General features: G+C 33.6%; 12 protein-coding genes and 1 pseudogene. 5 read left to right on the top strand and 8 right to left on the bottom strand.

The annotated features are described in order from the left end of the window. Positions 1 to 18: 18 nt before the first annotated feature. Together ftsH and rlmE are read right to left on the bottom strand one after the other, a co-directional pair. A pseudogene (gene ftsH, locus Q0K76_RS09615) lies at positions 19 to 1881 on the bottom strand (ATP-dependent zinc metalloprotease FtsH); the annotation flags it as partial. A 76-nt stretch (positions 1882 to 1957) separates the two neighbouring features. After that, positions 1958 to 2584, bottom strand: a complete 627-nt coding sequence (gene rlmE, locus Q0K76_RS09610) for a 23S rRNA (uridine(2552)-2'-O)-methyltransferase RlmE (RefSeq protein ID WP_294614987.1) — start codon at positions 2582 to 2584, stop codon at positions 1958 to 1960. Positions 2585 to 2681: 97 nt separating this feature from the next. Between rlmE and yhbY the strand changes: the two genes are divergently transcribed. Continuing rightward, on the top strand, positions 2682 to 2975 hold the full coding sequence (gene yhbY, locus Q0K76_RS09605) for a ribosome assembly RNA-binding protein YhbY (RefSeq protein ID WP_294614984.1): 294 nt from the start codon (positions 2682 to 2684) through the stop codon (positions 2973 to 2975). Between the two features lie 66 nt (positions 2976 to 3041). On the opposite strand, the gene greA is transcribed toward yhbY, so the two are convergent. Beyond that, positions 3042 to 3518 carry a transcription elongation factor GreA gene (gene greA / locus Q0K76_RS09600; RefSeq protein WP_294614980.1) on the bottom strand — a complete coding sequence of 159 codons (477 nt, stop codon included), beginning with the start codon at positions 3516 to 3518 and terminating at the stop codon, positions 3042 to 3044. 240 nt (positions 3519 to 3758) lie between these two features. On the opposite strand from greA, the gene Q0K76_RS09595 reads away from it, so the two are divergent. The 3 genes from Q0K76_RS09595 (at position 3759) to hslO (ending at position 6739) form a co-directional block, all read left to right on the top strand. Continuing rightward, positions 3759 to 5372: a hypothetical protein gene (locus Q0K76_RS09595; protein ID WP_294614977.1), complete on the top strand. Its 1614-nt coding sequence runs from the start codon at positions 3759 to 3761 to the stop codon at positions 5370 to 5372. A gap of 103 nt (positions 5373 to 5475) precedes the next feature. Further along, the gene (hslR, locus tag Q0K76_RS09590) at positions 5476 to 5874 is read left to right on the top strand and encodes a ribosome-associated heat shock protein Hsp15 (protein WP_294614976.1); all 399 of its coding nucleotides are present in this window, start codon (positions 5476 to 5478) and stop codon (positions 5872 to 5874) included. Continuing rightward, complete coding sequence (hslO, locus tag Q0K76_RS09585; RefSeq protein ID WP_363322461.1) at positions 5867 to 6739, top strand: Hsp33 family molecular chaperone HslO; 873 nt, start codon at positions 5867 to 5869, stop codon at positions 6737 to 6739. Before hslR ends, hslO begins: the two co-directional genes overlap by 8 nt. Positions 6740 to 7048: 309 nt before the next feature. On the opposite strand, the gene tsaA is transcribed toward hslO, so the two are convergent. The 4 genes from tsaA to metN form a co-directional block, all read right to left on the bottom strand. Then, positions 7049 to 7768: a tRNA (N6-threonylcarbamoyladenosine(37)-N6)-methyltransferase TrmO gene (tsaA, locus tag Q0K76_RS09580; RefSeq protein WP_363322460.1), complete on the bottom strand. Its 720-nt coding sequence runs from the start codon at positions 7766 to 7768 to the stop codon at positions 7049 to 7051. Between the two features lie 125 nt (positions 7769 to 7893). After that, the gene (metQ, locus tag Q0K76_RS09575) at positions 7894 to 8796 is read right to left on the bottom strand and encodes a methionine ABC transporter substrate-binding lipoprotein MetQ (protein ID WP_294614969.1); all 903 of its coding nucleotides are present in this window, start codon (positions 8794 to 8796) and stop codon (positions 7894 to 7896) included. Between the two features lie 14 nt (positions 8797 to 8810). Then, a complete protein-coding gene (metI, locus tag Q0K76_RS09570; RefSeq protein WP_363322459.1) occupies positions 8811 to 9452 on the bottom strand; it encodes a methionine ABC transporter permease MetI in 642 nt (213 codons plus the stop codon). Positions 9453 to 9564: 112 nt separating this feature from the next. After that, complete coding sequence (gene metN, locus Q0K76_RS09565; RefSeq protein WP_294614963.1) at positions 9565 to 10596, bottom strand: methionine ABC transporter ATP-binding protein MetN; 1032 nt, start codon at positions 10594 to 10596, stop codon at positions 9565 to 9567. Between the two features lie 108 nt (positions 10597 to 10704). Here metN and gmhB point away from each other — a divergent pair, with 108 nt between their 5' ends. Beyond that, positions 10705 to 11241, top strand: a complete 537-nt coding sequence (gene gmhB, locus Q0K76_RS09560) for a D-glycero-beta-D-manno-heptose 1,7-bisphosphate 7-phosphatase (protein WP_294614961.1) — start codon at positions 10705 to 10707, stop codon at positions 11239 to 11241. Between the two features lie 29 nt (positions 11242 to 11270). On the opposite strand, the gene Q0K76_RS09555 is transcribed toward gmhB, so the two are convergent. Beyond that, on the bottom strand, positions 11271 to 11993 hold the full coding sequence (locus Q0K76_RS09555) for a DUF4184 family protein (RefSeq protein ID WP_294614958.1): 723 nt from the start codon (positions 11991 to 11993) through the stop codon (positions 11271 to 11273). Between the last annotated feature and the right edge of the window lie 292 nt (positions 11994 to 12285).

Here is a 12285-nt window from a genome sequence, read left to right as displayed (position 1 = left end):
TTAATTTTCTGGTTGAGGCGGTGTATTATCACCTTCATTAGGAATTTCCTTGGCTGCTTTTTCGTCATTTTCAGTCCAATCCTCAGGAGCACTAATTGGTCGACGGGCAATCAAATCAGCAACTTGTTTAGAACCAATAGTTTCATATTTCATAAGTGCATCTTTCATTGCATGAAGCACATCCATATTGTCAGTTAATATTTTGCGTGCTCTTTCAAAATTACGATCAATAATGAGTTTAACTTCTTCATCAATAATTCTAGCTGTTTCATCAGAAATATCTTTTGGGCGACCATAGGCGGAATTATCGTCCATTTCATAGAACAAAGGTCCTAGACGATCGGAAAATCCCCATTGGGTTACCATGGCTCTAGCATACTGAGTGGCTACTTTTATATCATTTGATGCACCAGTTGAGACTTTATCTACACCGTAAATTAACTCTTCAGCCAATCTGCCACCATAAAGTGTAGCAATATCGCCTTCTAGTTTTTCACGGCTTTCACTAACGCGATCACCCTCAGGTAAGAAAAAAGTCACGCCCAGAGCGCGTCCACGAGGAATAATGGTTACTTTGTGAATAGGATCATGTTCTGGCATTAAATAACCAATAATTGCGTGACCTGCTTCATGATAAGCGGTTGAAATGAGCTGTTCTTGAGTCATGGTTAATGATCGACGCTCGGTACCCATATTGATTTTATCTTTGGCTTCTTCAAATTCATCCATAGTGACAAGGCGTTTATTCCGGCGAGCAGCAAATAATGCAGCTTCATTTACTAAATTAGCTAATTCTGCTCCCGAATAACCTGGGGTGCCACGCGCTAATACAGATAAATCAACATCGGAAGCCAGTGGAACTTTACGTACATGCACCGCCAGAATTTGTTCTCGACCTTTCATATCCGGTAAACCAATTTGTACTTGGCGGTCAAAACGACCAGGGCGGAGTAAAGCTGGGTCTAAAATATCGACACGGTTGGTTGCGGCAATGATGATGATGCCACTATTAGCCTCAAAACCGTCCATTTCAACTAACATTTGGTTGAGGGTTTGTTCCCGTTCATCGTGGCCACCCATTGAGCCAGCTCCACGTTTGCGACCTACTGCATCAATTTCATCAATAAAAATAATACATGGTGAATGTTTACGAGCTTGTTCAAATAAATCACGTACGCGTGATGCACCCACGCCAACAAACATTTCGACAAAGTCGGAACCTGATATACTAAAAAATGGTACATTAGCCTCGCCTGCAATGGCTTTTGCTAGTAAAGTCTTACCTGTACCCGGCGGCCCAACCATCAAAATTCCTTTAGGAATACGTCCACCCAGTTTTTGGTATTTACCTGGATCACGTAAAAAGTCGACGACTTCAGTGACTTCTTGCTTCGCTTCTTCACTTCCAGCGACGTCAGTAAATTTGGTTTTGACTTGATCCGGGGTTAACATTCGAGCTTTACTCTTACCAACGGACATTGGTCCACCTTTACCACCACCTTGCATTTGGCGCATCATAAATAACCAGAAACCAATTAATAAAATAATTGGAAACCAAGAAATTAAAATATTAGCCAATAAACTTGGTTTTTCATCGGGACTACCATAGACATCAACTTTATTTAATACTAAATCATCCATTAATTTGTCGTCAAAATAAGGGATATAAGTAACATAGTTTCCTTCATTTTTGGTGGTAGCCACAATTTCGCGCCCGCTGATACGGACTTCTTTAATTTTGCCATTGGTGATATCGGAATTAAATTTCGTGTAGTTGACTTGAGGTCCACTGTTAGATATTGAGCTAAATTGGTTAAATACAGCAATCAATACTACAGCGATAATTCCCCAGATCAGTAAATTCTTTACCATGTCGTTCAAAAGAAAAACCTCTCATAAAAATTAACAGTTACGACTAAAACTAAGAAGTAATGTTACTACAAAATTATACAACTGGCTACTTCATACCCATTGCAACAATATAAACTTCTCGCGATCGAGCACGAGAAGCTTCCGGCTTACGAATTTTGACAGTTTTGAATAGTGAGCGCACTTGTTTAAGGTACTGTTCAAAGCCTTCACCTTGAAACACTTTAACAATAAAGTTACCATTTGGTGCAAGTACGTCTTTACACATGTCTAGAGCGAGTTCAACTAAATACATGGCTCTTGGAATATCAACTGCTGGTTGTCCACTCATATTGGGCGCCATATCAGACATCACAACTTGTACTTTTTCATCACCAACACGTTCAAATAACGCCTTTAAAACAGCTTCATCACGAAAGTCTCCTTGTAAAAAGTCAACACCGACAATCGGATCCATGGGTAGCAAATCGCAAGCAATAATACGTCCTTTATTGCCAATAAGTGAGGCAACATATTGTGACCACCCACCAGGTGCTGCGCCTAAATCAACAACGGTAATATTTGGTTTGAATAATTTATCACTTTTTTGAATTTCTTCTAATTTGAACCAAGCTCTTGAACGTAAACCCTTTTTTTGTGCTTGTTGCACAAAGCGATCTTTAAAATGCTCATTGAGCCAACGAGTTGAACTTGCTGAGCGTTTCTTATTACTCACCGCTAATAAATCCTTAATGTAAAGTGACTACTTCATTGATTACTTATATATATAAGGGTAAAATGAAATGATTTCAACTTAATGTAATAAAAAATTAATGAATTTATCGAATAAACAAAAACAATATTTAAAAAGTGAAGCACATCATTTGAAACCTGTGGTAATGATTGGTGCTAATGGTTTTACTGAAGGGGTATTAGCTGAAATTGAAAATGCGTTAAATTTTCATGAGCTAATTAAAATTAAAGTTGTAGCCGAAGATCGCGGAACTAAAAAACTCATTTGCGATGCGATTATTCGAGAAACAAAAGCAGAACCGGTACAACAAGTAGGTTCTATTTTTATAGTATATAGACCAAGTGAAGAACAAAAGGTCACTTTACCAAAATAAAATAATATAGAAAAAACAGGGTAAGTAACCCTGTTTTTGTTTTGTCTGCTTATACAAATAAAGTAATTAGATATATTCAACTTTTAATATATCAAATTCAACATCACCACCAGGCGTTTTAATTTGCACGGTATCGCCATCTTCTTTACCAATTAGGCCTCGAGCAATGGGTGAGTTGACAGAAATAAGATTTTGTCGGTAATCTGCTTCGTCATCACCAACAATGCGGTAAGTCGTTTCTTCATCTGTATCAACATTAATTACGGTAACAGTTGCCCCAAAAATAATGCGTCCTGTATTTTTCACTTTAGTAATATCAATTATTTGGGCTTGTGATAATTTACTTTCAATTTCTTGAATACGACCTTCGCAAAAACCTTGTTGTTCTCTGGCTGCGTGATATTCTGCATTTTCTTTTAAATCCCCGTGCGCCCTTGCTTCAGCTATCGCTGCTGTAATTTGTGGTCTTTTGACATTTTTTAGTTCTTCAAGTTCTGCACGTAATAATTCTGCTCCCTTTACTGTCATTGGGATTTGTTTCATCTCTGCTTCTCCCGTTTTATTTATCGTAAATAAAAAAACAACTCTTCCTCATCTTTTTTAAGAAAGGAAAAGTGATAGACTCCATTTTGTAATTTGAAAGACATAATCGCCTATATTTATATATTAACTGTAAAACCTGCTTAACGACAAATCTTTTATGCTGAAATGAGATGCTATTTTGGTTAAAATCGGTTATCGTAATGTAATTATTAACAATTTATTATACAATTTAATTAATTTATGGCGCGATTACGATTTTATATAATTATTTTATTGATAATTGTTTGTTGTTTAATTTTATTCCCTTATTTTATTGCACAAACTTCTTTTGGTGCGCGAATAATTAGCCAACAATTATCAAAATTAAGTCCATACTCTATTTCAATAGGTGGCATTAATCACTCTTTTTTTTCAAATTCATCTGAATTAGTTTTTGATGATGTGGTGGTACGTGACGGTCAACAAGATTTTGTTAAAATTTCAAAATTAATCATTGGATTAGATAAAGATGATCTTTGGCAATTAAAACATTTTAATTACGTCATAGTGGTCAATGGTATAATCAATGGCGATAAGCTGCTTACCAATGATGAAATTTCGGCAAATACCTTAAAATTTATTGATTCGACAGTTAATCTTTCAATAAATAAGGGGCAAGATAAATTGTCACTGCAACAAGTTAATGGTGGGATTAAACCATTCACTATATCTGGGAAAGAGAAATATGAATTTGATTTAACTGCACAACAAGTTTTATTTAATCAATTGCCAATGGAATCAGTTTTAATTCAAGGATATCATCAGGATGATATTACCTCTATTACTAATATGGGAGGTAATATTAATAATGGATTTTTTGTAAGTAAATTAAAAATATTAGCTGATGATAGTTTTGATATTGAGCAATTAAAGATTAATAATATTCATTTCCAATTATCTAATGAAGAAGACTTAAATAAATTACCTAGTGTTTTGCCAAAGTTCACAATTCGTCAATTTTCGATGTTTGAAAGTAGCATTCAGTTACCAAATTTTTCATTTGATAAAGGGAATATTGAAGCAACCGATATAAGTTATGATAAACAGTGGCGATTTGATCAGAGTTCTTTTGTTTTTGATGCCGAAACCGCTATGTGGCATGATGATTTGTTTTCTTCTGTATTGATTAAGTTAAAGTCTCAAGAGCACGCAATTAAAATTGAAAAAGCGATGGCAACTTGGAACAAAGGCAATGTGAGTTTTACTGGAAGTTGGCAAAATAATGAGCTGCAACTAGCACAGCTGACTCTGGTCGGTGCCAATTATGAGTTACCTGAAAAATTAGAACGGCCATTATTACCAGATATATTTAGTCAAATTAATATTGAGCAATTAACAATTTTACCAAGTATGATAATTCAAACTAATTCTGATTATCCTTTTATTTTTTCCAATTTGGAAGTTTCTGGTTCGAACATATCGTTAGCAAAAAATGGCAAACTAGGATTATATTCAGGGACATTATTTTTTAAAGCAGAAAAAGGATCGATTAATCGCATTGATATCACCTATCCAGATTTAGTTGTAAAATTTGATGATTATAATTGTGCTATTTTGAATTTTAGTACTCTAATAAATCAGGGCGGAATGTTAGAATCGATAGCAACACTCGATCCTTCGCAAACTGAATTTTTGTCATTAAAATTTAATGCTTACAATATAAAAAGTTCATTACTGAAAGAATGGAAATTGGTGAAACAACCACCTAATGCTATGAATTATAAAGCAGATTTACATGGAAAAATTTCGCCATTTAGTTTATCTGGCATTATATCTGTTGAGAATAATGATTATGTCGTTACATCTGAACATTGATTTTCGTAAAATCATTCTTATATAATTTAGAAAGATATTTTTATGATATCTATATGTTTTGGTATCAAATTTATTCGATATGAACTATGACATTGAGGATGTAATGGATCCAGTAAGAATTGATAAATGGTTATGGGTAGCTAGATTTTATAAAACACGTTCACTTGCTCGTGAGATGGTTGAAGGTGGTAAAGTCCATTACAATGGACAACGTACAAAACCTAGTAAATTAGTTGAAGTTGGTGCAACTTTAATACTTCGACAAGGTTCTGATCAGAAAACAATTCGAATTTTGGAAATTAGTGGGCAACGTAGATCTGCTAGTGAAGCTCAACGACTGTATCAAGAAACACCAGATAGTATAGTTAAACGCGAAAAAGTTGCGCAGGCGCGTAGATTGAATGCGTTGACAATGCCTCATCCGGATAGAAAACCCGATAAAAAAGAGCGTCGTAATTTGATTAAATTTAAATTGGAGAGACAACAAAGCGATAATAATTAATATGGATACTTTAAACCGATTTTTATTTGATGATCATCCTGTTCGAGGCGAAATTACACGTTTAGAGCAGACATATCAAGCTATTTTAGATAATCATAGCTATCCTATTGCTGTGCAAAAACTGTTGGGAGAATTACTTGTTGCTAGCAGCTTATTGACTGCAACTTTGAAATTCGAAGGTGATATTACTGTTCAGTTACAAGGTGATGGCCCGTTAACTTTAGCTGTAGTCAATGGTAACAACCAGCAAGAACTACGTGGTGTTGCTCGCGTTAATGGTGAAATTACAGATAATGCAACGCTTAAAGAAATGGTTGGTAATGGTTATATTGTTATTACCATTACTCCCCTAAATGGTGAGCGTTATCAAGGCATTGTTGGATTAGAGAAAGACACATTAATTGGATGTATAGAAAACTATTTTATGCAATCTGAACAATTACCTACACGATTATTTGTGAAAATAGGTGTACATAATAATAAACCTATCGCTGCAGGTATCTTGCTACAAGTATTACCAAACGATGAAAATACCAATGAATCGTTTGAGCATCTTAATGCATTAACTGAAACAATTACGAGTGATGAGTTGTTTCAATTGTCCACTGATGAAATTTTATATCGATTATATAATCAAGAACAAGTTCGCCTTTTTGAAACACAGAATATTACATTTAAATGTGGTTGTTCTCGCCAACGTTGTGAAAGTAGTTTAATGACATTGCCATCGGATGAAGTTGATCAAATTTTAAAAGAAGAAAATGGTAAAATTAATATTCATTGTGATTATTGTGGTAAAAATTACTTATTTGATGCGATTGATATAGCAGACTTAAGAAATAAACAGCATTGCAATTATCATTAAGTATGTAAAAAATACCACTAAGATTATTAATCTTAGTGGTATTTTGAAAGGTGTAGGAATGTTAAACACCGCAAACAATGTGCCAGACTAGTTCTATCATACTCACTTTTTTCAACGTGAATTGATAAAAAGCATGTTAACAAAATATAGGTAATGGGTTTAATGTTATTACTTTCTTGCTATTCCTAATTCTTCCATTTTGTTATAGGTAAATTTTACAGTTTTTCTTATAAACGCTATCTGAATTATATGACTATCTATATAAAGGCTGATCTAAAATTCATAGCAATCAGAATAATTAAAGTTCTTTTATGTTTTGTCATTATCTTCGCAAATATCAATAACGGTTGCTTGCTGATCGGTTATTTGCCACTTGATATTAAACTGGTACAGCGTAATACCATAAGTTTGTGGTTCAAGGTTACTTTGTTTATAAGCAGGTCTCGGATCTTGGGCAATAACTTGAGTTATTAATTCTTTAAGTTGGGGATATTTTAATTGGTATAAAGAAAGCTGTGTGAGCACAGGCGATAAAAAATTTACAGTTAGTTTTTGTTCAGGTATTGATTGAGCATAACCAGCATTAGCATTTGGATAACTATCACAATAAGGTACATAAGGTTTGATGTCGATAATAGGTGTTTTATCAACTAAATCAAGACTACCTAATTTTAAAATCACTTGTTTATTGATAACAACAATATCTTTTAATTCCACCGCTGAAAGTCCAATATGATTCGGTCTAAATGGTGATCTGGTGGCGAATACTCCTAGTGTTTTATTACCTCCTAAGCGAGGAGGTCTGACCGTTAAACGCCATTTTTCAGGATTAATTTGATGAAATTGAAATAAAAGCCATAAATGTGAAAATTGTTCTAATCCTTTTACACTATTCGGATCGTTATAGGGTGGTAATAGATGAAGCTCACCTTGCCCGGCAGAAACTAGATTAGGTTGCCTTGGTACGGCAAATTTTTCACTATAAGGGGAATGAATAATACCAATTGGATCAATTCTATATGTCATTATTTATGATTTGGTTAGTCAGTTGCTGGATTTGATGAATAATTATTGATGTTATAATTTATTTTAGTTACTATTTTCCGTCGACTTTAGCCGACGGAATTTATAACAAATAGTTCATTTACAGATAGTTACCAACCGCGAATTGCTCCACCTTTGAAAATTTCATCCGCTTTTTTGGCTACAGCTTCAGTTTGGTAAGATTTAACAAAGTTTTTGACATTTTCATCATCTTTATTTTCTTCGCGAGCAACAATGACGTTGATATAAGGTGACTGTTTGTCTTCAACAAAAATACCATTTTTGCTTGGTATTAGATTCTCAGGTGCCGCAAAAGTGTTGTTAATTATAGCCAAATCAATTTGAGGGTCATCTAAAGAACGCGGTAGCATTGGTGCTTCGAGTTCGACTATTTTATAGTTGTACGGATTGCTAGTAATATCAAGTACGGTTGGCAATAATCCTTTTGATTTATCAACTGTAAGCATTCCTTCATGTTGTAATAAAAGCAATGCTCGACCTAAATTGGTTGGATCATTGGGGATGGCAATAGTTGCATTAGCCGGAATCAGGTAAATTTCACCACGTGGTGAAGTAACTTTTACACCTTCAGTTGTTTCATCACTACTCGCTATTGGTTTTAGTTTTTTAGAATAAGATGCAATTGGGAAAACAAATGTATTACCAACTACGGCTAATTTATAACCTCTTTCTTTCATTTGTTCGTCTAAATATGGTTTGTGTTGAAATACATTAACATCTATTAATCCATCATTTAAAGCTCGATTCGGTGTCACATAATCATTAAAAATAACCAGTTCAACATCAAGATTGTAACGCTCTTTTGCTTGTTGTTGAGCTACTTCAGCTTCTTCTTGGTCTGCTCCAGCAATTACCCCAACTTTAAGAGAGTTGACTGTAGCTGATTCTGTAGATTTATTGTCCGTTACTATTGATTGTTTACCATTATCACAACCTGTTAAAAAAAGTGTACTCACCAATGTAGTAATCACTGCTAGATTTTTAATTGACATAAGTTCCTCCAAAATTAATGATGAGTAACACGTTTGACAAATGTGTTACCTAAAAATTGAATAAGAAAGACAAAAATTACTAATAAAACAACAACAGTATTCATTATTGCTGGTTTATGACCAATATAACCATATTGAATAGCCAACTGACCAAGTCCGCCAGCACCAACAGCTCCTGCCATCGCTATATATCCCGTTAGAGTGATTAAAGTGATTGTCATACTATTGACAATAGCAGGTAATGCTTCTGGCAATAAAACTTTATAAATGATTTGTAGTGGCGTTGCACCCATTGAACGTGCTGCCTCAATTAAACCTTTTGGTACTTCTAATAGAGCATTTTCAATCATACGGGCAATTAATGGCGCAACACCAATACTTAGCGGGACAACTGCAGCTTGTTTACCAATAAAGGTACTCATCAAAAAAGTAGTAAAAGGAATAATCCAAACAATCAGTATAATAAAAGGTATCGATCGAAATATATTGGTAATAAATGAAATCGTACTATTAGCTACATAGCAATCTAGTATTTCCCCTTTACGTGTTGTATAAAGCAAAATACCTAATGGTAATCCGATAATTGACCCAAAAAAAGCAGATAGTACCACCATGTAAATAGTATCATCTGTCGATTGAGCAATTTTTAAGATCATTGCCTCACTAAATCCATCAAAAGAAGAGGTAAATGCAATAAAATGTGTCCAAAATTGATAATGAGATAAGTATATCATCAATGATTCAAATGGTTGAAATGAGGGTAAAAAATCAAGCATAGCCAAGCACCTCTACTTTGGTGTTGTGTTTTTCCAAAAATTGTATTGCTGATAAAGTATCTTTAGGACTTCCTTTCATTTCAGCCAACATTAGTCCAAATTTGACTCCTCCAGCATAATCCATTTGTGCACTGATAATGTTGCTATCAATATCGAACTCTTTAGCAATTTGTGATAATAATGGTAGATCAACGGATACCCCTGTAAACTCTAAACGAACTAAAGGATTAAGACCCTCTTTATAATCTGGTGATAATTTTGCTAAATAATCATCCGGAATGTTGAGGTGTAAAGTTGATTGAATAAACTGTCGAGCAATATCCGTTTTAGCATGAGAGAACATTTCACCAACAGAGGACTGTTCAACTAACTGTCCATCACTAATTACGGCAACTTGGTCACAGATTTGTTTTACAACGTCCATTTCATGGGTAATTAATAAGATAGTCAGATCGAATTTTTGATTAATATCTTTTAATAATTCTAGAATTGAACGGGTGGTTTCTGGATCGAGGGCACTAGTCGCTTCATCGCAGAGTAATACTTTAGGGTCACTGGCTAAAGCTCTAGCAATAGCAACACGTTGTTTTTGACCACCAGATAAATTAGCTGGATAAACATTGGTTTTTTCTGATAAACCAACTAATGTAATAAGTTCGTTTACTTTTTGTTTAATAATTGCTTTAGGCGTTTTGTTCAATTCAAGTGGAAAAGCAATATTATCAAATACTGTTCGTGAGGAAAGAAGATTAAAGTGTTGAAAAATCATGCTAATTTTTCGGCGTACTTGAATTAATTGTCTATTTGAAAGATTAGTTATTTCTTGATTATCAAAAAAAATTTTACCACTAGTTGGTTTTTCTAATAGATTAACACAGCGAATAAGTGTACTCTTTCCCGCTCCTGATTTGCCAATAACACCATAAATTTTCCCTTTAGGAACATGTATAGAGATATCTTTTAATGCATGAATTGGCGTTTTATTATGTTCAAATATTTTCGAAATATGTTGTAGTTGTATCATAATATAGAAAAAAAAATGTTGATAAACGAATATTAAGACGTCTAGACATCTAAGTCAATCACTATTATGCTAAATTGATGTCTATCCAAGAAGGAGACCAAAAGTAAAATGAAGCCAGCTATTTTTTTAGATCGAGATGGTACTATAAATATAGATTACAACTACGTTCATACGATTGATAAATTCCATTTTATTGATGGAGTGATTGATGCAATGCAAGAACTAAAAAAGATGGGATATTTATTAGTTATTACTACCAATCAATCTGGTATTGCTAGAAATATATTTACTGAACAACAGTTTCATACATTGACTGAATGGATGGATTGGTCATTACAAGATCGAGGGGTTGATTTAGATGGTATCTATTATTGTCCGCATGATCCATTAGTTGATGATTGTGAGTGTCGAAAACCGAGTCCAGGTATGATTCAAACTGCTGCTAAAGAGTTAAAAATAGATATTGCTAATTCCTATATGGTTGGAGATAGGGTATCCGATCTATTATCAGGTAAGAGAGCTGGCGTTAAAAAAACAGTGCTTGTTAAAACGGGGGATACTATAACTGAAGAAGCTTTAAAACAAGCTGATTGGGTGATTGATAGTTTAGCTGATTTACCGGAAAAAATAAAAACAGCATTATAATTATTGATTTATTGTTCATACAGCGTTATTTAAAATAAACGCTGTATGATTTTAATTATAAGAGGCGTTAAGATAAACCCTAAAAATAATCCATCAATAATGATTACAACCGCCTTTCCCAATTCATTAATTGATCCGTAAAGTATAAAAAATAAGGTTGTAATGATTATCACTAAGCTCCAATATTGAATACTGATAGTATTGTTACTATTAGTAGTAACAACAGGTAACTGTAAAATAAATATTCCGATTAGACTTATACCTATAAGAGAACTGCTATGTTGTAATAGCTTATAAATTGGAATTTCTTTATTGAGGATTGTGATTGAATCTTGTAAAAAACTGAATTGCTGAACAAAGTAACCTGATAAATGAGTAAAAGAATCCCACCCAATATGAGAAAATATACCGATTAACGATGAAGTTAAAACCACTTTCCAATGGCAATAACAATACTGGTTCCAATTGAAAACTAGAGAATTAGCAAATCGTCTATAAAGGAAAAAAGGTAAATTTTTGACTAAATCATCACGTATAAAAAAATGAAACAAATAAGCAATTAATAAAGTTATGGGTAAATCAAACAGAAAAATACCCATTACCTTATGACTAAAATCACTTCTTACTGACATTCTAAAAAAGTATTCAAAATCAGGGGACATACTACCAATGATAAGCGCCGTCATTGAAAACAATCTAGTTTTTTTGTAAAAAGGCAATACAATTGCGGGGTGAGCGAAGGTAAATGGCATTTGATTATCTTATATATAAAATATACTAATTTAAGTTAATTTAACTATTTGAGGTAGATTCCTCGCTAATATAGTTAAAACATCTATATAATAAAACAGTAATTAAAGAAAAATGTATAGTCTAAGTTTACTTTTAACATATCTTGCGTAAAAAAAAATCAAACAGAAAAAAATAAGCAATAAGTACTTGCAGGATTTTTTTTAGTCTCTATAATGCGCATCCACTGACACGGCGTGAGCGAAAAGCTGGTAGCGATAAGGTTAGTGAATTTAGTGATTAAGATCAAAAATT

Origin of the sequence: uncultured Gilliamella sp., from assembly GCA_945271295.1 — a bacterium.
Lineage (GTDB): Bacteria > Pseudomonadota > Gammaproteobacteria > Enterobacterales > Orbaceae > Gilliamella.
The sequence above is the reverse complement of the archived record's forward strand: the minus strand, read 5'-3'. Positions and strand labels throughout refer to the sequence as shown.